Source organism: Caldicellulosiruptor sp. DIB 104C, from assembly GCF_028198085.1.
Classification (GTDB): domain Bacteria; phylum Bacillota; class Thermoanaerobacteria; order Caldicellulosiruptorales; family Caldicellulosiruptoraceae; genus Caldicellulosiruptor; species Caldicellulosiruptor saccharolyticus.
Window position 1 is genome coordinate 702,944 of record NZ_CP116337.1, and the last position, 19,990, is coordinate 722,933.

General features: G+C 36.6%; 23 protein-coding genes and 1 riboswitch. Of the genes, 21 read left to right on the forward strand and 2 right to left on the reverse strand.

Features of this window, described 5'->3' with window-relative positions; genetic code table 11:
- The first annotated feature begins 64 nt into the window (after positions 1–64).
- The 4 genes from PGC14_RS03360 to PGC14_RS03375 all read left to right on the forward strand — a co-directional run bounded on the left by PGC14_RS03360 (position 65) and on the right by PGC14_RS03375 (position 3,272).
- Positions 65–613: a 2-oxoacid:acceptor oxidoreductase family protein gene (locus PGC14_RS03360; RefSeq protein WP_271629508.1), complete on the forward strand. Its 549-nt coding sequence runs from the start codon at positions 65–67 to the stop codon at positions 611–613.
- On the forward strand, positions 610–1,986 hold the full coding sequence (locus PGC14_RS03365) for a VanW family protein (protein WP_307742505.1): 1,377 nt from the start codon (positions 610–612) through the stop codon (positions 1,984–1,986). Before PGC14_RS03360 ends, PGC14_RS03365 begins: the two co-directional genes overlap by 4 nt.
- Positions 1,987–2,000: 14 nt before the next feature.
- The gene (locus PGC14_RS03370) at positions 2,001–2,666 is read left to right on the forward strand and encodes a DUF2225 domain-containing protein (RefSeq protein WP_039765459.1); all 666 of its coding nucleotides are present in this window, start codon (positions 2,001–2,003) and stop codon (positions 2,664–2,666) included.
- A gap of 69 nt (positions 2,667–2,735) precedes the next feature.
- Positions 2,736–3,272 carry a hypothetical protein gene (locus tag PGC14_RS03375; RefSeq protein WP_271629510.1) on the forward strand — a complete coding sequence of 179 codons (537 nt, stop codon included), beginning with the start codon at positions 2,736–2,738 and terminating at the stop codon, positions 3,270–3,272.
- Positions 3,273–3,336: 64 nt separating this feature from the next.
- Here PGC14_RS03375 and PGC14_RS03380 read toward each other — a convergent pair whose 3' ends face one another.
- Positions 3,337–4,251 (reverse strand): ArsR/SmtB family transcription factor, encoded by a 915-nt coding sequence (locus PGC14_RS03380; protein WP_271629511.1) that lies wholly within the window; start codon positions 4,249–4,251, stop codon positions 3,337–3,339.
- A gap of 267 nt (positions 4,252–4,518) precedes the next feature.
- Here PGC14_RS03380 and PGC14_RS03385 point away from each other — a divergent pair, with 267 nt between their 5' ends.
- Together PGC14_RS03385 and PGC14_RS03390 are read left to right on the forward strand one after the other, a co-directional pair.
- Complete coding sequence (locus PGC14_RS03385) at positions 4,519–6,036, forward strand: alpha-N-arabinofuranosidase (RefSeq protein ID WP_271629512.1); 1,518 nt, start codon at positions 4,519–4,521, stop codon at positions 6,034–6,036.
- Positions 6,037–6,203: 167 nt separating this feature from the next.
- Positions 6,204–7,520, forward strand: a complete 1,317-nt coding sequence (locus PGC14_RS03390) for an alpha-glucosidase/alpha-galactosidase (protein WP_271629513.1) — start codon at positions 6,204–6,206, stop codon at positions 7,518–7,520.
- A 92-nt stretch (positions 7,521–7,612) separates the two neighbouring features.
- Here PGC14_RS03390 and PGC14_RS03395 read toward each other — a convergent pair whose 3' ends face one another.
- On the reverse strand, positions 7,613–8,095 hold the full coding sequence (locus PGC14_RS03395) for a GNAT family N-acetyltransferase (RefSeq protein ID WP_039765448.1): 483 nt from the start codon (positions 8,093–8,095) through the stop codon (positions 7,613–7,615).
- A gap of 154 nt (positions 8,096–8,249) precedes the next feature.
- On the opposite strand from PGC14_RS03395, the gene ruvC reads away from it, so the two are divergent.
- From ruvC to PGC14_RS03470, 15 genes are all read left to right on the forward strand, one after another.
- Entirely contained in the window at positions 8,250–8,750 is a 501-nt protein-coding gene (gene ruvC, locus PGC14_RS03400; RefSeq protein ID WP_271629514.1) for a crossover junction endodeoxyribonuclease RuvC, read from the forward strand.
- On the forward strand, positions 8,747–9,337 hold the full coding sequence (ruvA, locus tag PGC14_RS03405) for a Holliday junction branch migration protein RuvA (protein ID WP_039765446.1): 591 nt from the start codon (positions 8,747–8,749) through the stop codon (positions 9,335–9,337). Before ruvC ends, ruvA begins: the two co-directional genes overlap by 4 nt.
- Positions 9,338–9,370: 33 nt before the next feature.
- The gene (ruvB, locus tag PGC14_RS03410; protein WP_039765444.1) at positions 9,371–10,375 is read left to right on the forward strand and encodes a Holliday junction branch migration DNA helicase RuvB; all 1,005 of its coding nucleotides are present in this window, start codon (positions 9,371–9,373) and stop codon (positions 10,373–10,375) included.
- Positions 10,372–10,914, forward strand: coding sequence for an epoxyqueuosine reductase QueH (locus PGC14_RS03415; protein WP_271629515.1), 543 nt, complete (start codon positions 10,372–10,374; stop codon positions 10,912–10,914). The genes ruvB and PGC14_RS03415 overlap by 4 nt, the downstream gene beginning before the upstream one ends.
- A gap of 186 nt (positions 10,915–11,100) precedes the next feature.
- The gene (gene rplU / locus PGC14_RS03420) at positions 11,101–11,412 is read left to right on the forward strand and encodes a 50S ribosomal protein L21 (protein ID WP_011917095.1); all 312 of its coding nucleotides are present in this window, start codon (positions 11,101–11,103) and stop codon (positions 11,410–11,412) included.
- Positions 11,413–11,431: 19 nt separating this feature from the next.
- Positions 11,432–11,773 (forward strand): ribosomal-processing cysteine protease Prp, encoded by a 342-nt coding sequence (locus tag PGC14_RS03425; protein WP_011917096.1) that lies wholly within the window; start codon positions 11,432–11,434, stop codon positions 11,771–11,773.
- Positions 11,757–12,056, forward strand: coding sequence for a 50S ribosomal protein L27 (gene rpmA, locus PGC14_RS03430; RefSeq protein ID WP_011917097.1), 300 nt, complete (start codon positions 11,757–11,759; stop codon positions 12,054–12,056). Before PGC14_RS03425 ends, rpmA begins: the two co-directional genes overlap by 17 nt.
- Before the next feature lie 104 nt (positions 12,057–12,160).
- Positions 12,161–13,444: a GTPase ObgE gene (obgE, locus tag PGC14_RS03435; protein WP_271629852.1), complete on the forward strand. Its 1,284-nt coding sequence runs from the start codon at positions 12,161–12,163 to the stop codon at positions 13,442–13,444.
- A gap of 109 nt (positions 13,445–13,553) precedes the next feature.
- A complete protein-coding gene (locus PGC14_RS03440) occupies positions 13,554–13,739 on the forward strand; it encodes a hypothetical protein (protein ID WP_011917100.1) in 186 nt (61 codons plus the stop codon).
- A gap of 112 nt (positions 13,740–13,851) precedes the next feature.
- Complete coding sequence (gene yhbY / locus PGC14_RS03445; protein ID WP_011917101.1) at positions 13,852–14,139, forward strand: ribosome assembly RNA-binding protein YhbY; 288 nt, start codon at positions 13,852–13,854, stop codon at positions 14,137–14,139.
- Positions 14,140–14,211: 72 nt separating this feature from the next.
- Positions 14,212–14,333: riboswitch (SAM riboswitch) on the forward strand.
- Positions 14,334–14,439: 106 nt separating this feature from the next.
- Positions 14,440–15,714, forward strand: coding sequence for an O-acetylhomoserine aminocarboxypropyltransferase/cysteine synthase family protein (locus PGC14_RS03450; protein WP_271629516.1), 1,275 nt, complete (start codon positions 14,440–14,442; stop codon positions 15,712–15,714).
- A 124-nt stretch (positions 15,715–15,838) separates the two neighbouring features.
- Positions 15,839–16,984 (forward strand): homoserine O-acetyltransferase MetX, encoded by a 1,146-nt coding sequence (metX, locus tag PGC14_RS03455; protein WP_271629517.1) that lies wholly within the window; start codon positions 15,839–15,841, stop codon positions 16,982–16,984.
- Positions 16,981–17,703, forward strand: a complete 723-nt coding sequence (locus PGC14_RS03460) for an MBL fold metallo-hydrolase (RefSeq protein ID WP_039764104.1) — start codon at positions 16,981–16,983, stop codon at positions 17,701–17,703. Before metX ends, PGC14_RS03460 begins: the two co-directional genes overlap by 4 nt.
- Before the next feature lie 33 nt (positions 17,704–17,736).
- Complete coding sequence (locus tag PGC14_RS03465; RefSeq protein WP_039764103.1) at positions 17,737–18,627, forward strand: dipeptidase; 891 nt, start codon at positions 17,737–17,739, stop codon at positions 18,625–18,627.
- Positions 18,628–18,756: 129 nt separating this feature from the next.
- Complete coding sequence (locus PGC14_RS03470; protein ID WP_271629518.1) at positions 18,757–19,950, forward strand: pyridoxal phosphate-dependent aminotransferase; 1,194 nt, start codon at positions 18,757–18,759, stop codon at positions 19,948–19,950.
- Positions 19,951–19,990 lie beyond the last annotated feature (40 nt).

Genomic DNA, 19,990 nt, shown 5'->3' on the forward strand with positions numbered 1-19,990 from the left:
AAAATGAGGTTTTGAAATATTATAATTTGGGAATCTTTAAGGACAAAGGTAGGGGAATTTAAAAATGACAGAGGAGATTTTGATTGCTGGTTTTGGTGGGCAAGGAGTGTTGTTTTTAGGACAAATCTTTGCACACATTGGAATGAAAAAAGGGTACAATGTCTCATGGCTTCCATCTTATGGACCTGAAATGAGAGGTGGCACTGCAAACTGCAGTGTGATAATATCAAATGAGATGATAGGCTCACCTGTTGTGTTCAATCCTGATACATTATTTGTTTTGAACAGACCATCACTGGAAAAATTTGAACCTTCGGTCAAAAAAGATGGGTTTATGCTCATAAATAGCTCTCTTGTTGACATTAAAGCAAAAAGAGAGGATATAAAAACTTACTATATAGCTGCAACAGAGATTGCATCAAAGCTTGGAAGTGTCCGGGTTGCAAATATTGTAATGCTTGGGGCGTACTTGAGGTTGAAAGAAATGTTTTCTACCTCCGAAGCAAAAGAAGTATTAAAAGAGTTTTCAAAAACTGAGCAAATTTATAACTTAAATTGTAGAGCTTTAGAAGAAGGGTTTGAATGTATCTCAAGACGGGTAAGTATGAAGTGAGAAGATATATTTTAATTGGGATTGTAGTAGTGCTTTTGGTTTTAGCAGGAATTTTGGGTTATACACTTTATAGCAATGTAAAGCAGGTCTTGAACACAGATAAAATCTATAAAGGTATTTACATTGAAAACACACCTGTTGGAGGCTTGACAAGGGCAGAGGCGTATGAGCTTTTAGAAAGTACTTATCTTGAGCCTTTGAGAAGCAAAAAGATTGAGGTTGAAGTTGATGGAAATGAGTACAAACTGGACTATGCATCTCTTGATATTAGAATGAACATAGGTGAGGCAATTGAACAAGCTTATTCCATAGGAAGAAAAGGGAATATCTCAAGACGGTTCAGAGAAATCAAGAGAGTCTATGATCATCCTGTTGTGATAAGGCTTAAATTTGAATACAATGAAGGAAAGCTTAAAGAGTTTGTGGATGAACTCTTTGAGAAGTATTATGAATCTCCTGTAAATGCGAGCATTAGAAAGGTAGGAAATCAATTTGTTATCACACCTGAAAAGCTGGGAAGAAAACTTGATTATAATGATCTTATAAATAAATTGAAAGATATGATTAAAAACAAGAAAGAAGGAAAAGTCAGAGCAAGGTTTGTCCAGATCGTTCCGAGAATAACAAAAAATGAGCTTTCTAAGATTAAAGAGGTGATTGGTTCATTTACAACAAAGTTTGACGCATCCAACAGAGCAAGAAGTGAGAATATTAGAATTGCTGCAAGGAAAATAAATGGAAGCTTAATAATGCCAGGCGAAGTGTTTTCACTATCAAAAGTAATAGGACCTGTTACAGTTGAAAATGGTTTTAAGATTGCAAAAGTGATTGTAAATAATGAATTTGTTGATGGTGTTGGTGGGGGGCTTTGCCAGATAGCAACCACTATGTACAATGCAGTATTAATGGCTCAGCTCAAAGTAGTTGAAAGAGTTCCACACTCAGCTTTGATTTCTTATGTGCCGCCAGGACGTGATGCTACAATTGCTTCAGGTTCAATTGATTTTAAATTTAAAAATACAACCAACGCACCAATCTACCTTGAAAGCTATACATCTCAAAATACTGTCACTATTAACCTCTACGGTGAAAATACTCATAAAGGCGAAGTGGTTAAATTTGAATCAGAAGTTTTAGAAAAAGTGCCTTATAAGAAGGTATACAAAAACGACCCTATGTTGCCAAAGGGAGTACAAAAGTTATCTAATAAGCCTCAAAATGGACTGAAGGTCAAAACTTATATGCTAATTTATGAAAATGGCAAGTTAAAAGAAAAAAAACTTTTATCCATTGATTATTACAAGCCGGTAAATGCTATAATATTGGTAGGTACAAAAGAGAATACCACTGTAAATTCTTCTGTCTACAACTAAGAGGGGGCTTTTTTATGGATATTTACGAAAAACTACTGACTTGTCCTGTCTGCCAGAGCACTATTAAAGCGCCATTTGTTAAAAGTTCAGCAATTTACGTAGAGAAGAGAGACACAGACCTGTGTGTCTACTACAAAGGCGTAAATCCTCTTTTGTATGATGTGGTTGTTTGCGGGGAATGTGGTTATGCAGCTTTGCACAAAAACTTTGGAAAGCTCACCAAATGGGATATAGAGTCGTTAAAAGAAAAGGTGCAACAAAAGTGGGTAAAAAGAGAGATCCCGTTTGAAAGAACAGTAGATGATGCCATTACATTGTACAAGTTAGCTTTAATTACAGCAACGTCTAAAAGGAAAGTCAACAAATATGAGATTGCAGGAATTCTGCTTCGGATTTCATGGCTGTACAGACTAAGTCAAAATAAAGAAAAAGAACTTGAGTTTCAAAAACTTGCTCTTCAAACATATAAGGATGCTTTTGAACATGAGGAAGGATCAACCGATGAAATAGATTTGGCAACTGTTATGTACTTGATAGGTGAACTTTCGAGACGAGTAGGTGAAATTGAAGAGGCGAAAAAGTGGTTTTCAAGGCTTATATCAAGCAAAGAAGCTCGAAACAATCCTCACATTCTTGAACTTGCAAGGGACCAAATCCAGATTATGAAAGATATGGAATAAAATATAATGAAAATTGACAGAAGATATGATATAATATTACCATAAAACTTGAAAATCCAGGAGGCAAAAATGCCAGAAAATGATATTTTGCAAGCTATAGTTGCAAATCTTGAAAAGATTAATGAGCGACTTGATACTATTGAGAAAAGATTAGATAAGATTGAGCAAAGGCTTGATATGGTTGAGCAAAGACTCGACATGGTTGAGCAAAGACTCGACATGGTTGAGCAAAGACTCGACATGGTTGAGCAAAGACTCGACATGGTTGAGCAAAGACTCGACATGGTTGAGCAAAGACTCGACATGGTTGAGCAAAGGGTTGCGAAGCTTGAGGAAGATGTTCAAATTATTAAACAAGATATTGTTATATTGAAAGAAGGTAACAAGGAACTGACAAGAAGAATGAATGCTGTATATGATCAGGTTGCATTCTTGACAGAATTTAGAACAGAGATGATTATGTTCAGAGATGAAGTGTACAAGAGGTTTGACAATTTAGAGCAGCAGACAGGAAGATTAAAAGAAGGGTTTGAGTATTTGCGTGACATGACAGTTGAGCATGAGATTGATATTCGGTTTTTGAAAAAAGTTGTAAGAGCTTCATAGTTTACATAAAAATTAAATTGAAATCTCGAGAGCTGAAAAGAGGGGAACATTCCCCTCTTTTGTTTTATACTTCTTCATAAAATATGCGAAATTTAATATCTTGGTCATAGTTTCCAAAGTGTCTTCCAAATAAAGTAACTCCTCCAATATTTTTTGCATGGTCAGGAACAGCGACTCTAAATCTTATTTCGTTTTTAGATTCTATGTCGATATCTTTTAATGTAATATTTGAAATTTTGGAACCATCTATATAAGTTCCATCTTTAGATATTGTAAGGACTTTAAGTAAACCATATTGATTTACTCCAGTAGGCCACCAAGAAGGTGTAAAAATTCCTCTTCTGGTTTCACCAAAATCTCCTGGGCATGTCCAGAATCCCAATTCGACTCCATTGATATAAAAGTAGATATCTGAGGGCCAATTTTCTCTTACTCCAGGTGCCTCAGAAGAAATTTCAAATGAAATTTGAATCTCAGTAACTATTTGATTTGGTTTTAGAAAATTGGGAATCATATACTCTACATAACCTTTCATAAACCAAATAATATCACAATTAACATGTTCAGGATGAGCAAAATATTTTGGGTCATCAAATTCCCCAATAATCTTGTCTTTTGTTGCAAGTCCGCAGGTTGGATAAACCTCAAAGATAGAATAATTACCGACTTTGATTTCGCACTCATATAATTTTTGAGGATGCTTTGTAACAATGTTAATAATTATCTTGTCTTCAACAAGACGGCAAATCTTTTGATTGCCATGTTTTCCTGAAGCTGCACTGATTGTAACAATCCCAGCAGCAATTAACTTTTTCATGTGCTGAGTGACAGCACCATTTGTAAGCCCAAGTTTTTGCGCAATTTCATTCATATTCATTTCTCGGTATTTGCTCAAAAGGTTTATAATTTCTATTCTTACATCAGACGCTAAGGCTTCAAACAAAACTTGCGCTTCTTTAAGATTATCTATTTGTTTCATAAGTTTTGTTTCACCCTTTTTTATAGATTTAAACATTTTTATTTTAGCTGGTTTTAAAATAATTTGCAAGAAACAAGCAAGGCTTGTAAATCAAAGCTGAGAAACTTGTATATATACAAGTTTTTTATAAAAAGTTTTAACAGTAAACTTGATTATCTCAAATATGGCTTGTATAATTTAATTAAAATATTTTAATTGGAATTAAACTAAATACATACTTTGAAAGTATACTCAAATGATATTAGAAAATAAGAAAGGAGGAAATACATGAAAAAAGCAAAAGTCATCTACGATAAGGAGTTCGTAATCGGGCAAGTAGACAAGAGAATCTACGGTTCATTTTTGGAACACATGGGAAGAGCAATATACACAGGAATCTATGAACCAGACCATCCGCAGGCTGATGAAATGGGGTTTAGAAAGGATGTTTTAGAAATTGTTCGGCAGCTGAATGTTCCTATTGTAAGATATCCTGGCGGCAATTTTGTGTCGGGGTATAACTGGGAAGACGGTATTGGTCCAAAAGAAAAAAGACCAAGAAGACTTGAGCTTGCGTGGAGAGCCATCGAGACAAATGAGGTTGGTGTAAACGAATTTGTTGAATGGGCAAAAAGAGCAAACACCTCTGTTATGATGACAGTAAACCTTGGCACACGTGGAATTGACGCTGCAAGAAACTTAGTTGAATATTGCAACTTCCCAGGCGGCACATACTACAGTGATTTGAGACGTCATCATGGTTATGAACAGCCGCACAACATAAAAGTATGGTGTCTTGGGAACGAGATGGATGGTGACTGGCAGATAGGTCATAAAACAGCCCATGAGTATGGCAGAATTGCAAGAGAGACAGCAAAGGTTATGAAGTGGATAGATCCCACTATAGAGCTTGTTGCAGCTGGAAGCTCAGGGCCAAAAATGCCCACATTTCCTGAGTGGGAAGCAATTGTTTTGGACCACACATATGACCTTGTAGATTATGTTTCTCTACATGTGTACTATGGAAATCCTGAGAAAGACACAAAGAACTTTGTTGCAAAATCACTTGAAATGGAAGAGTTTATAAAGACAGTAATTTCCACAATTGATTATGTAAAGGCTAAAAAGAGAAGTAAAAAGGTTGTCAATATCTCATTTGATGAATGGAATGTATGGTATCATGCTCATCTTGAGGGGAAAGACGAAAAAGCACAGCCCTGGGCACAAATTCGTGCAATTGCTGAAGAAGATTATGTGTTCGAAGATGCAATTTTAGTGGGTTGTATGCTGATTGCACTCTTAAAGCATTGTGACAGGGTCAAGATAGCGTGCATGGCCCAGCTTGTAAATGTCATTGCCCCAATTACCACTGTAAAAGGTGGAATTGCTTACAGACAGGTAATATACTATCCTTTCATGCATGCTGCAAACTATGGTCATGGGGTTGCATTACTTCCTAAGGTAAATTCCCCTAAATATGATTCAAAAGACTTTACTGATGTTCCATACATTGAAACAGTTGCAACATACAATGAGGAAAAGAATGAAATAACAGTCTTTGCCGTCAACAGAGATTTAGAAGAGGAGATGCAAGTTGAATTTAAGCTTGATGGTTTTGAAGGATTTGAGGTTGTGGAGCACATTGTATATGAAAGTGATGATATTTACAAAGGAAACACTCAAGATAAGCCTGACAATGTCGTGCCCCACAAAGGTGGAAATTCAAAGATAGAAGGTAATGTTTTAACATCCATATTGCCCAAATTCTCATGGAATGTAATTAGATTAAAGAAAAGAGAAAATTAACTATTTCGCTTAAGGAGGCAAGACAGCTTCTAAAAAAGTATAAAATTTAAGAAGCTGTCTTGTTTGCTTTATAAAATCTAATAGAAATTTCAAAATTATTAGATTCAAATCCAGTAACCGAAAAGTTAGAATAAAGAATAAATTCATTAATGGAAGGAGATGAAGGTATGCTCAAAATAGCCATAATAGGGGCAGGAAGTGGAGTTTTTACGAGGAACTTGGTAAGAGACATTTTATCATATCCAGAGCTAAGAGACTCTACAATAACGCTTATGGACATTGACAGTGTAAGGCTTGAATTTATGAGAAAAACTCTGCAAAAACTCATTGACCAGGAAAAGTATCCTACCAAACTTGAAGCCACAACCGATAGAAAAGAGGCTTTAAAAGGTGCAAAATATGTTATTGTCACAATACAGGTTGGAGGTTTAAAACCTTTCGAGTATGACATTTACATTCCTCTAAAATATGGTGTAAAACAGGCAGTTGGTGATACAATAGGTCCAGGTGGAGTTTTCAGGGCTCTTAGAACAATACCGGTTTTACTTGACATTGCAAAGGACATGGAAGAGCTGTGTCCTGACGCACTTTTACTTAACTATGTAAATCCAATGGCCATGAATTGCTGGGCGTTAAATAAGGCTACTAATATAAAAAATGTAGGACTTTGTCATAGTGTTCAAGGAACTGCTGAATTTTTAGCAAAGATTATTGGCGCAAAAATGGAAGAGGTTTCATACTTATGCGCAGGTATAAACCACATGGCATGGTTTTTAAAATTTGAGTGGAATGGGAAAGATGCATATCCTCTTATAAGAGAAAAAGCAAATGACCCAGAAATCTATACCCAGGATGTTACCAAGTTCGAGATACTAAAACATTTTGGATATTATGTTTCAGAGTCAAGTTTTCACATGTCTGAATATGTTCCCTATTTTAGAAAGAGTGACGATTGGATAAATAAAATCCATAGAACCCATTCATGGCACAAAGAACATTACAATGGTATGTATTTACACTGCTGCTTAGATGCTGCAAAAACTTTGCTTGATGACCTAAGAAAAATGGCAGAGGCAGACTATATTGATCTGAAAAGAAGTAACGAATACTGTGCAACTATCATCCATTCTATAGAGACAAATACTCCAAGTGTGATAAATGGTAATGTTGAAAATAAAGGTTTGATTACAAATCTGCCTGAAGGATGCTGCGTTGAAGTACCATGTTTGGTTGACAAAAATGGTATCCAGCCAACTCATGTGGGAGATCTTCCACCACAGCTTGCAGCTTTGAATAGGACTAATATAAACGTGCAGGAGCTTGCTGTGATTGCTGCTTTGACAGGTGAAAGAGAAGCAGTTTATCATGCTATTATGGTGGACCCTCTCACAAGTGCTGTTTTAGATTTGGATGAAATACGCAAGATGGTAGATGAGATGTTTGAAGCAGAAAAAGAATGGTTGCCAGAGAAGTTTTATAGGTAATTTTGATTAACAATAGAAATTAAAAGGCCCAAAGGGGCTTTGCACATAAGAAGTTAAAAATTTCCACATTATAATGAACTGTGCAAAGCCCTTTAATTTTCTTCATCATACTCTTTACACAAAAGTGCTCTGATGTACCCATTTTCATTTGATGTTGACACAATATAAAAACCCCTTGCATAGTAGAATCGAACCAAATCTCTCACCTTAGATGCAGTGTGAAGATAAACCTTTTTGACTCCAAGCTCTTTGAGTCTCTCATCAACAACTTTCATAAGTGCCTTGCCAACACCATTGTTTTGATAGTTGAGCCTTACTCCAAAACGGCTAATATATGCTGTTTTGTCAGGAAAGATTTCAACTCTGATTGTGCCAACAATTATTCCATCCATAAAAGCAACATAGACCTCTTTTGTGTCTATATCCCTTTTTATATCCTCTTCAGTTTCGTTCACAGCTGCGTTTTTAGCAGGGTCGATTCCTGCAAGCTCGCAATACTTTGTGAATGCTTCTTTTGTTATTTCCTTTATTGCTTTTATATCATCATAAGTTGCCCTTCGTACTACAAACTCCATTATATACTGCCCCCTCTTTGCATAATTATAAATTAAAAAGAATAAAAATGCAAGTATATATCTGTGGATAAAATTAAAAAAATGTGCTAAAATGAATAAAGAATCAGTGTTCTTAAGAAAAAATCATAAGGAATAGAAAGGGCTTGATAGGAAGTTGAGAATTTTAGGAATAGACCCAGGAATTGCACTAACTGGATATGGATTAGTTGAATTTAAGGGAAATTCATCATTCAGGGTAATTGATTTTGGCAAGATTGAAACATCAAGTGAAATGAGAAAGTCACTGCGGCTTTTTCATCTGCACAATGAGCTTACTTCAATTATTACACTTTACCAGCCAGATGTTGTTGCAATTGAAGAGCTTTTTTTTAATAAAAATTCTAAAACTGCAATTTCGGTAGGAGAGGCAAGAGGTGTAATTATTCTAACATGCGTTAAAAATAGTCTGAATGTTTATGAATACACACCTCTTCAAGTAAAGCAAGCAATAACAGGATATGGCAAAGCAGACAAAACCCAGATTCAAAAAATGATAAAGATGTTACTTAATTTACCGGACATTCCAAAACCTGACGATGTTGCAGATGCGTTAGCTGTTGCTATTTGTCATGCTCTTTGGAGCTGTTCTTATGTAACTCAGGAGGAAGGGATATGATAGATTCGATTGTTGGAGTTATTGAAGAGATTCAGAACAATTTTATACTGTTAAATTACAAAAACGTTATTTTAAAGATTTTTTGCATTACATCCCAGTTTCTTGATTTAATTGGCCAAGAAAAGAGAATTTACATACATATAAAATTCAACGAAAATTTGTCTGAGCTTGAGTGCTATGGATTTTTAACAAAAGAGGAAAGAGAGCTTTTTTTGAAGCTCCAAAGAGTCAGTGGCATTGGTGCAAAGCTTGCCTTGCAGATAATCTCAACAATACCGTATGAAGAACTTATTATAGAGATTGCAAAAGGAAATAGTTCAAGGCTCGAAAAGGTAAAGGGCATTGGCAAGAAGACTGCAAGTAGGATAATTTTAGAGCTCAAAGAGACACTGAAAAAGGAGTTTAAAATAGAAAGCAGCCAAGCAATCAAAAAAGAGGATTCAAAGCTTGAAGAGATTTCGCTTGCTCTTTTGTCGTTAGGATATGAAATGGATGAGATAAATGAGGCTTTATCATCAGAGGATTTTTCAAGTCTTTCTATTGAAGATGGGATAAAAGAGGCATTAAGACGCCTCTCAAGACTTTAAATATAAATTTTTTGTTTAAAGGAATGAAATAACATGGAAAGATTATTGGATGCAAAACTTAACATAGAAGATTTAAATGAAGAGTCACTAAGACCAAGGACATTGGATGAATATATTGGGCAGCAAAAGGTAAAAGAAAAAATAAGAATTTTCATTGAAGCTGCAAAAAAAAGGAAAGAGCCGCTTGACCATGTGCTTTTGTATGGACCACCGGGGCTTGGCAAGACAACTTTAGCAAATGTTATAGCACATGAGATGGGAGTTGATATTAAAGTAACCTCCGGACCTGCAATTGAAAAAGCAGGTGATTTGGTTGCCATACTTACCAATATTGGTGAGAACAATATTCTCTTTATAGACGAGATTCACAGGCTAAACAGAACCATTGAAGAGGTCTTATATCCTGCAATGGAAGACCTGAAAGTGGATATAGTAATTGGCAAAGGACCCTCTGCTAAAACAATTAGGCTTTCAATCCCGCCGTTTACCTTGATTGGTGCAACAACAAGAGCAGGGCTTTTATCATCACCTTTGAGAAACAGGTTTGGTATAATTGAAAGGCTTGATTATTATACAATAGAGGAGCTAAGTCAAATAATAAAACGATCTGCTTCTATTTTAAAATGTGATATAGATGATAGAGCTTGCGTTGAGATAGCAAAGCGTTCAAGAGGAACACCAAGAGTTGCAAACAGGCTACTCAAAAGGATTAGAGATTTTGCAATGGTAAAGTACGATGGGATTATTACGTGTGAAGTTGCAGTTGAAGGGCTTGAGATGTTTGAAGTTGATGAACTTGGGCTTGACATTGTTGACAGGAACATCTTAGAAGCTATAATATACAAATTTGGCGGGGGACCTGTTGGACTTTCAACAATTGCGGCCGCAATTGGAGAAGATGAAGGCACAATTGAAGATATTTACGAGCCATATCTAATTCAAGAAGGATTTTTGGTAAAGACTGCACGTGGCAGAGTTGCAACCCAAAAAGCAATAACTCATATTGCAAAGTCAAAGTTTGGCGGTGATAAGAGATGAAGATTTTAATGCATACATGCTGTGGGCCTTGCAGTATCTATCCTCTTGACAAGCTTACAGAGGAAGGACATGAAGTCTATGGGCTTTTTTACAATCCTAATATTCACCCATACACAGAGTTCAAGAATAGATTAGATGCTGCAAAAAAGTTTTATGAGATAAGAGGTAATAAGCTTATTGTATTGGAAGATTATCCACTTGAGGAATTTTTGCGAAACTGCGCATTTAGAGAAAATTCAAGATGTATTTACTGCTACAGTACAAGACTTGAAAAGACTGCTTCAGTTGCAAAAAGAAGCGGATTTGACGCTTTTACAACCTCACTTTTAGTAAGTCCATACCAAAAGCACGATTTGATAAAAAAACTTGGTGAGGATATTGCAGGACGTTATGGAATAGAGTTTTATTACAGAGACTTCAGAGAAGGCTTTAGAGAAGGAAGACAAAAAGCAAGAGAACTTGGACTATATCTTCAGAAATATTGCGGTTGTATCTATAGCGAAAAAGAGAGGTTTTACAAAGAATCAAAAAATAACTAATAAAGAGTAGCAAAGTAGCAAAATGCTAAATGAAAATGGTCAAAGAAAAATTTTTCTATTGTAATTGAGAAGCCCAAATGCTATAATATTGAATGTTATTGCGCTCGCAAAGGGTAAAATGCTCCCGTAGCGGCGTGCAGGCAGAATTTGAAAAATTTCTTAAAAGCAGGAGGTATGGAAAAGAGGATGTATGCAATAATTGAAACAGGTGGAAAGCAATATAAGGTGCAGGAAGGCGACGTTTTAAAGGTTGAAAAATTAAAAGCTGATGTTGACTCTGTGGTAAAGATTGATAAGGTGTTGGCAATTTCGTCTGACGATGGGTTTGTTGTTGGAAAGCCATATGTAGATGGCGCATATGTTGAAGCAAAGGTTTTAGAACATGCAAAGGATAAGAAAATCATAGTATTTACTTACAAATCAAAAACAGGTTACCACAGAAAACTTGGACATCGCCAGTGGTATACAAAGATTCAGATAACAAAAATAGCAAAGTAAGTAGGTTAAATTGTCAACCATGATTGAAGCTACTTTTTTAAAATCACAAAAGAAAGGGTATTATAAAATAGTTGTCAAAGGGCACAGCCATTTTGCTCCGAAAGGTAAAGATATTGTTTGCAGTGCAGTCTCTTCAATAGTACTTGCAAATGTAAATGGCTGTATTGAGATATTGAAAGCTGAGCATTCGTTAGAACAAAAAGAAGGCTATTTAGAATTTGAAGTGCTAAATAACAATGAAGAAGTAACAAAGGGCTGTTCGCTTCTTCTTCAAACAGCATATTTAGCGTTAAAAGAGTTAGAATCTCAGTATCCAAAATATGTTAAAGTGGAGGTGAAAGAGGATGAAGTTAATATTTGACATTCAGCTGTTTGCACACAAGAAAGCTGGTGGTTCAACAAGAAACGGAAGAGACAGCGAGTCAAAAAGACTTGGTGTTAAAAGGTCAGACGGTCAGTTTGTTTTGGCAGGAAACATCTTGGTAAGACAGAGGGGAACTAAATTCCACCCAGGCAAGAATGTCGGTCGTGGTGGAGATGACACACTTTTTGCTTTAGTTACAGGGTATGTAAAGTTTGAAAACAAGAGAGGAAGAAAAGTTGTGTCTGTTATTCCAGCTGAAGAGATGGTTGCTGCTCAATAAAAATCTATTATGGTTTAACGCTTTTCAAAAAGAGGCAAACTGACAAAAGAGGTTTGTCTCTTTTTTTGTATCTTTTAGTTGTTCTTAAAAGAGGTGAGATATTCATGTTTGTGGACATTGCAAAGATTTATGTCAAAGCAGGGGATGGCGGAGATGGTATAGTTGCGTTCAGGCGGGAGAAGTACGTTCCAGCAGGAGGTCCTGCAGGAGGAGATGGTGGAAAAGGCGGAGATGTGATATTTGTTGCTGATAGGGAGCTGAACACCCTGCTTGATTTTAAATACAAAAGACATTACAAGGCACAAAATGGTGAGCGTGGCGGACCTAACAATATGCATGGCAAAGACGGCGAAGATTTGATAATAAAGGTTCCTGTTGGAACTGTAATAAAAGATGCTGAAACTGGTGAGATAATTGCTGACCTGTCGAGAGAAGGCGACAGAGCAATTGTTGCCCACGGTGGTAGAGGTGGCAGAGGAAATGCCCATTTTGCAACAGCCACAAGGCAAGTTCCAAGGTTTGCTGAGGTTGGGGAGAAAGGGGACGAGCTTTGGGTAATTTTGGAGCTAAAAGTCTTAGCAGATGTTGGACTGATTGGCTATCCAAACGTTGGTAAGTCAACATTCTTGTCTGTTGCAACAAACGCAAGACCTGAGATAGCAAACTATCCATTTACAACAAAGTATCCCAACCTTGGGATTGTATATATTAGCGAGGGTGAAAGCTTTGTCTTAGCAGACATACCAGGGCTTATTGAAGGTGCAAGTGAAGGTGCAGGTCTTGGGCATCAATTTTTGCGACATGTTGAAAGGACAAAGGTTTTGATTCATATTGTTGATGTGTCGGGAAGTGAAGGAAGAGAGCCTGTTGAGGATTTTATAAAAATCAATGAGGAGCTAAAAAAATACAGCCCTGAACTTGCCCAAAAGCCTCAAATTGTCGCAGCAAACAAGATGGACCTTCCTGATGCTCAGGCGTATTTTGAACTTTTCAAAGAAGAGATTGAAAAGATGGGGTATGAAGTGTATCCCATCTCTGCTGCAACTGGCATGGGGATAAGAGAGGTTTTAAAAAGAGCTTATGAACTTTTGAAAAAGCAAAAGGCAGCTGAAAATGTCGAAGAGGATGCAAAGCCACGGACGTTTGTATACTACAAGAAAAAGGATGTAAAACCGCTTACTGTCAGAAAAGAAAACGGTGTATATGTTGTAGAAGGAACAGTTGTAGAGAAGGTAGCAAGAAACATAGTTTTAAATGACCATGACTCATTCAGGTATTTTCAAAATTTCTTAAACAAGCTTGGGGTCTTTGACAAGCTAAGAGAGATGGGAATCCAGGATGGTGACATTGTGAGGATACTTGATGTTGAGTTTGAATATTATGAATAAGTTTTAGATTTATCATAAAAATGGATATAGACAAAACAGTAAAAATGGGTTAAAATAATTGACAAGCAAAAAGAAATTCTTAAAAGGTTTGGAGGTTATCTTTTCTGATATGGAGTGCATCAATTGTGGGAACTGCAAGGTAGGTAATACCACATATTTTTGTTTTAAGGAAAACGGGTTTGTGGTGGATGTATCAAAACAAAAGGTGGTTGAGAAGGTAAGAAGCGGTTGGAAAAAGGGGGATCCAGAATACGAGAAGCAGCGGCGCAGGTCTCGAAAAGAAGTAGAGGTCTAAAAATAAAAAAATGCCGGCAGAAAGGCAAAATCCTTTCTGCCGTTTTAGTTTATAAATAGCGAAAAAGAAGTATTTTATCAAAAATTAAATTCAAAAAGAGGTGAAAAATATCTTGCTAACATCCAAACAAAGAGCAAAACTCAGGGGCATGGCAAACACAATGGATGCAATTATTCGAATTGGAAAGGAAGGGATTACAGAAAGAGTGCTCAAACAAATAGATGAAGCACTCACTGCAAGAGAGCTTATAAAAATTGCCCTTGAGAAGAACTGTGAGATAGAGCCGAAAGAAGCGATAGCTTATATATGCGAAAAACTAAACGCAGAGCCTGTGCAGGTGATAGGAAGGAAGATTGTAATTTACAGAATGTCTGAAGAAAATCCAAGAATTCAGATTTAAAAAGTAGAGTATTGACCAATGTATTTTTAAATGGTATAATCAAAGCAACAAAATTGAATATTAGAAAATTACTTCTTATCAAGAGTGGTGGAGGGACTGGCCCAATGAAGCCCGGCAACCGGAAAAAGGTATGGGTGCCCTTTTTCTTGGTGCCAATTCCAGCAGGTATTTTTAAAATACCTGGCAGATAAGAAGTAAGAAGATTTAGGAAGAAGTCTTCTTGTAGCTTATCTGCAGGAAGGCTATTTTTTTATCTTTTAAAAAGCACAACAAAAATTTAATGAAAGGAGAAAATAAAAGATGGAAAGAAAGTTTGGATTTGACACATTACAGATTCATGCAGGACAGTTTGTTGACAAAGAGACAAAGTCAAGAGCTGTTCCAATTTACCAGACAACTTCATACATCTTTGACACACCCGAAGAGGCTGCAGACCTTTTTGCACTCAAAAAAGCAGGAAATATCTATACAAGAATAGGAAATCCGACAACAGATGTTTTAGAAAAAAGAATTGCAGCACTGGATGGTGGGGTTGGAGCTGTTGCAACATCCTCAGGGCAAGCTGCTATCACTTATGCGATTTTAAATATCGCAAGAAGCGGAGACGAAGTTGTCGCTGCTTCAACCTTGTACGGCGGAACATATACACTATTTGCTCACACATTAAGAAAACTTGGTATCGCCGTAAAATTTGTCAATCCTGACTATCCAGAAGAATTTGAAGCAGCAATTACAGATAAGACAAAGGCTATATTTGTCGAGACGCTTGGCAACCCTAATATAAACATTCCTGATTTTGGAGCTATAGCAGAGATTGCTCACAAGCATGGAATTCCTTTTATTGTGGACAACACATTTGCAACACCTTATTTGTTCAGGCCAATTGAACACGGGGCGGACATTGTTGTGTATTCAATGACAAAGTTTTTGGGCGGACATGGGACATCAATTGCAGGGATTGTAGTTGACTCTGGGAGATTCGAGTGGAATGAAAAATTCCCAGATTTAATTCAGCCTGACCCAAGTTATCACGGTCTTGTTTATACAAAAGAGTTTGGAAATGCTGCATATATAGCAAAGCTAAGACTTACGCTTCTTAGAGACATAGGTGCTTGTATATCACCGTTTAATTCGTTCCTGATTTTACTTGGCGTTGAAACACTTTCGCTCAGAATGCAAAAGCATGTCGACAACGCAATGAAATTGGCAAAATATTTAAATGAACATCCAAAAGTGGAATGGGTCAATTACCCAGCTTTAGAAGGTAACAAATACTATGACCTATACAAAAAATACATGTCCAAAGGACCTGGTGCTATCTTTACATTTGGACCAAGGGGTGGATACGAGGCAGCAAAGAAGATAATTAATAGTGTTAAGCTGTTCTCGCACTTAGCAAATGTTGGCGATGCAAAATCGCTCATTATTCATCCTGCATCAACAACCCATCAGCAGTTAACAGAAGAAGAGCAAAGGCAAGCTGGAGTTTTGCCAGAGATGATAAGACTCTCTGTTGGCATTGAAGATATTGAAGATTTGATATATGATATTGAGAGTGCACTGAATAAAGTGTAAAATAGTTTCTAAGTTGTTGATTGAAGTAGCAATGAAAGATTGCTCCAAAAAACTGAGGTTTTCATTAAAAAGATGGGGCAATCTTTCATTTTAATTAATCTTTTTTGGTGGGGGTAAAGAAAAGTTGGAAAAATTTGAGTTCTGGGAAGAGGGTTTCAAAAAGTTTGTAAAATTTGCACACAACAAGGACTTTGTATTAGAAAGTGGCAAGAAATTCGGACCCATTACAGTTGCTTATGAGACTTATGGAGAGATTAATAAAGAAAAGAACAACATTATTTTGATAACTCATGCCCTGACAGGCGATTCACACGTTGCGAAACACTCAGAAGATGATCCAAAACCCGGCTGGTGGGACAAGTTTGTCGGCCCCGGAAAGATGTTTGACACAAACAAGTATTTTATTATCTGTTCAAATGTTCTCGGTGGCTGTCAGGGGACAACAGGCCCTTCTTCTATTGACCCTGAAACAGGAAAGCCTTATGGTGCAAGGTTTCCTATTATAACTATCAAAGACATGGTCAATGTTCAAAGAAAACTTTTGGAAGTACTGAAAATAGAGCATATTTTATGCGTTGTTGGCGGTTCCATGGGTGGTATGCAAGCTTTAGAGTGGGCTGTGAGCTACCCGGATTTTATGGACGGTGTTATAAACATTGCATCGCCACTTAAGCTCAATGCGCAGTCAATTGCCTTCAATGAGGTTATGAGAAGGGCTATTATGGCAGACCCTAACTGGAACAATGGTGATTATTATGACAAGACAGGTCCTGCTCAAGGTCTTTCTATTGCAAGGATGCTCGGAATGATAACTTACCAGTCAGACAAACTAATGGATAGGAAGTTTAACCGAAGGATGAAAGACCCTGTTGAGAGCTTTTTTGAGTCTTTTAACACAGAATTTGAGGTGGAAAGTTATCTACACTATCAAGGAATGAAACTTGTTCAGAGATTTGATGCAAACACATATTTATATCTTACACGTGCAATGGACCTATACGACCTTGGAAGAACATATGGAAGTGAGGATGAGGCACTAAGAAGGATTAAGGCAAAATTTTTGCTCGTAGCCATAACCTCTGATATCCTTTTCCCAATAAGCCAAATGAGATATATGAGAGATAAACTAAAAGAAGCCGGTGTTGATTTGATTTACAAAGAGATTGAATCGGATTATGGGCATGACTCTTTTTTGGTTGAAGAAGAAAAGTACAGGGATATAATTACTGAGTTTTTAGAATTACTATATAACAAGGAGATGATAAAATGATTTTGACAATCTTGGGTGCAAGAGGCCCATACCCTGCCAAAGATGAGGCAACGTCCGGTTATCTGCTAAAAACGAAAAGTGCGAACATTCTGATTGACTGTGGAAGTGGTGTTTTGTCAAAGCTTTTGAACTATATTGCTTTTGACGATATTTCTTTTATAATATGCTCGCATCTTCACGCTGACCACACAAGTGATTTAGGGGTTTTGAGGTACTACTTTGCGTCCCGTGGCAAAGAGATAGACCTTTTTATTCCATCTGAGCCACAAGAGGAATATAACCTAATTAAAAAGGGCGTTTACAATGTTAGAAATATTGAAGAAAACTTGCAAACCCAAATAGGTAGTGTTAAACTTTCCTTTTTTGAAGGTCAACACCCATACAGGAGTTTTGCTGTTAGGATTGAAGAGGGAGGGAAAGCCTTTGTGTTCTCTGGTGATACAGGATACAAAGAGGATTTTGCAGCGTTTTGCAGCGGTGCAGATTTGCTCTTGCTGAATGCTGCATATACTGATGAAGAGGTTGGAAAGATTGAGGAGCCAAAAAGGTACCATATGAGTCCAAAACAGGCAGCAAAGGTGGCAAAAGAAGCTGGAGTCAAGCTTTTAGTCTTGACACACCTAAAGCCAGAGTGTGATGAGCAAAAGCATTTAGCCTCTGCAAAAGAGATTTTTGATAATGTAGTTCTTGCAACAAAAGAAAAGGTAATAGAATTTTAATAGAACCCCAAGAAGATAATAGGAGCTGTAGCAGTGTTTGCTGATGCTCACAATGACACATTGACAGCAGCATTTTTCAAAAATGAAGGACTTTTTGAAAATTCATTACAGTTTGACTTTAAAAGAGCAAAACAAGTTGATTTAAAACTTCAGTACATGGCAATATGGCAGGATACAAGGCGCAAAGATATCGATTTTATGGAGGACATCTTTACAATTCTGGATTTGCTAAATAAATATGATGTAAACAATGTTGGTATCTCAAAAATTATTGATGAGAATAAACTAAATATTTTGGTAATTGTTGAAGACATTTCATTTATCAATGATATTTTTGATGTTGAAATATTGAAAGAAAAAGGTGTAAAAGGTGCTACGCTTTCGTGGAATCACAAAAACAAGATTTGTGGCGGAGCTTATGAAGATGAAGCTCTAAGCAGTTTTGGAAAAGAAATTTTAAAAAGACTTTTGGAGATGAACTTTATTGTTGACCTTGCCCATGCACCGCAGAGAACATTTTATGATGTTGTAAAGATTATTAATAGTCCGTTTATTGTAAGCCATTCAAACTGTTATGCGTTGTGCAAACACCCACGAAATCTCACGGATGATCAGATAAAGATTGTAGGAAGTTTTAATGGTTTGATTGGGATAAGCTTTTATTCGCCTTTTTTAAGTGAAAGGTCTGCAAAGCTCGAAGACATTGCAAAACATATAGCACATGTCTCACAGTTAATTGGCCATAAGCATGTGTGTTTAGGTTCTGACTTTGACGGAGCAGACAATTTTGCCCAAGGTATAAATGGTGTTGAGGATTTTCCAAAGATAAAGCGCGTGTTAGAAAGTTTTGGATTTAGCAGAGATGAGATTTTTGACATTTGCTACAACAATCTTTTGAACTTTACCTGCAGGTTTCTAAAATGAAATTTTTTTATTTAAAACTTGCGTTTTTACAATCTTAAATCCTATTTTTTCGTAACATTGATATTGAAAAATGCATATAAATATGATATAGTATTGCAAAAACAAGTTGAAAGGGCGAAGGGAGAAAGGATGAAGTATTCACAAAGAGCGCTAAGTATTTCAGCGTCACCAACCTTAGCAATAGACGCTTTAGCAAAAAAATTAAAAGAATCTGGTGAAAATGTAATTGGTTTTGGTGCGGGTGAGCCTGATTTTGACACACCTGAAAACATAAAATATGCAGCAATTGCTGCCATTGTTAAAGGATACACAAAGTACACACCGGTTGCGGGGATTGCCTGTTTAAAAGAGGCGGTTGCAAAGTATTATAATGAAAATTATGGAATTTCTTATTCTGCAGATGAAATAGTCATTTCAAATGGTGCAAAGCATTCTCTGATGAATGTTTTTTTTGCTCTCTTGAATGAAGGTGATGAGGTACTTCTTCCATCTCCATATTGGGTTACATATCCAGAGCTTATAAAACTTGCAGGTGGCAAGGTTGTAGTTGTACCGACACAAAAAGAGTCGAATTACAAGGTAAGTGGCAGAGATTTACAAAAGTATATCACATCTAAGACAAAAACCCTTGTTTTAAATTCTCCGTCAAATCCAACTGGTATGGTCTATACATATGAAGAGCTGAAAGAGATTGTTGAACTTTGTATACAGAATGAAATATTCATTATTTCAGATGAGATTTATGACAAACTTATATATGATGGACAAAAGCACATATCACCAGCCTCTTTTGGTGAGAAAGCAAAAGAACTTACCATAATAGTAAATGGTGTTTCGAAATCTTATGCAATGACCGGTTGGAGAATAGGGTATACTCTTTCAAATAGAGAACTTGCCAAGATTATGACAAACCTTCAAAGCCATACAACATCAAACCCCAATTCAATTGCCCAGTATGCTGCATATGAGGCTCTGAGCGGTCCTCAAGAAAGTCTTAAGAAGATGGTAGAAGAGTTTGCAAAAAGAAGAGATTTGATATATGAGCTTGTAAATGAGATTGAGGGTTTAAGTAGCGTAAAACCCCAAGGCGCATTTTATATTTGGGTCGACTTATCAGGTGTTATTGGGAAAAGTTTTAACGGGAAAGTTATAGACAGTGCAAATACCTTTGCAAAGCTTCTTTTAGAAAATGAAAAAGTTGCAGTTGTTCCAAGCGAAGGCTTTGGTATGGAAAATCATATGAGGCTTTCATATGCTACATCTGTGCAGAATATCAAAGAGGGCTTGGCCAGAATAAAGAGGTTTGTTGAAAAGCTCAAATAAGGTATAATTAAAATTATAGAAAATACAGAAAAAATAGGGG

Coding starts and splice junctions, on each gene's coding strand:
- rplU (WP_011917095.1), top strand. CDS start 11,101: ATGTATGCAATAATTGAAACAGGTGGAAAGCAATATAAGGTGCAGGAA.
- ruvB (WP_039765444.1), top strand. CDS start 9,371: ATGGAAAGATTATTGGATGCAAAACTTAACATAGAAGATTTAAATGAA.
- PGC14_RS03470 (WP_271629518.1), top strand. CDS start 18,757: ATGAAGTATTCACAAAGAGCGCTAAGTATTTCAGCGTCACCAACCTTA.
- PGC14_RS03415 (WP_271629515.1), top strand. CDS start 10,372: ATGAAGATTTTAATGCATACATGCTGTGGGCCTTGCAGTATCTATCCT.
- PGC14_RS03395 (WP_039765448.1), bottom strand. CDS start 8,095: ATGGAGTTTGTAGTACGAAGGGCAACTTATGATGATATAAAAGCAATA.
- PGC14_RS03375 (WP_271629510.1), top strand. CDS start 2,736: ATGCCAGAAAATGATATTTTGCAAGCTATAGTTGCAAATCTTGAAAAG.
- rpmA (WP_011917097.1), top strand. CDS start 11,757: ATGAAGTTAATATTTGACATTCAGCTGTTTGCACACAAGAAAGCTGGT.
- PGC14_RS03370 (WP_039765459.1), top strand. CDS start 2,001: ATGGATATTTACGAAAAACTACTGACTTGTCCTGTCTGCCAGAGCACT.
- ruvA (WP_039765446.1), top strand. CDS start 8,747: ATGATAGATTCGATTGTTGGAGTTATTGAAGAGATTCAGAACAATTTT.
- PGC14_RS03360 (WP_271629508.1), top strand. CDS start 65: ATGACAGAGGAGATTTTGATTGCTGGTTTTGGTGGGCAAGGAGTGTTG.
- obgE (WP_271629852.1), top strand. CDS start 12,161: ATGTTTGTGGACATTGCAAAGATTTATGTCAAAGCAGGGGATGGCGGA.
- PGC14_RS03450 (WP_271629516.1), top strand. CDS start 14,440: ATGGAAAGAAAGTTTGGATTTGACACATTACAGATTCATGCAGGACAG.
- PGC14_RS03380 (WP_271629511.1), bottom strand. CDS start 4,251: ATGAAACAAATAGATAATCTTAAAGAAGCGCAAGTTTTGTTTGAAGCC.
- PGC14_RS03440 (WP_011917100.1), top strand. CDS start 13,554: ATGGAGTGCATCAATTGTGGGAACTGCAAGGTAGGTAATACCACATAT.
- PGC14_RS03385 (WP_271629512.1), top strand. CDS start 4,519: ATGAAAAAAGCAAAAGTCATCTACGATAAGGAGTTCGTAATCGGGCAA.
- PGC14_RS03390 (WP_271629513.1), top strand. CDS start 6,204: ATGCTCAAAATAGCCATAATAGGGGCAGGAAGTGGAGTTTTTACGAGG.
- PGC14_RS03460 (WP_039764104.1), top strand. CDS start 16,981: ATGATTTTGACAATCTTGGGTGCAAGAGGCCCATACCCTGCCAAAGAT.
- PGC14_RS03425 (WP_011917096.1), top strand. CDS start 11,432: ATGATTGAAGCTACTTTTTTAAAATCACAAAAGAAAGGGTATTATAAA.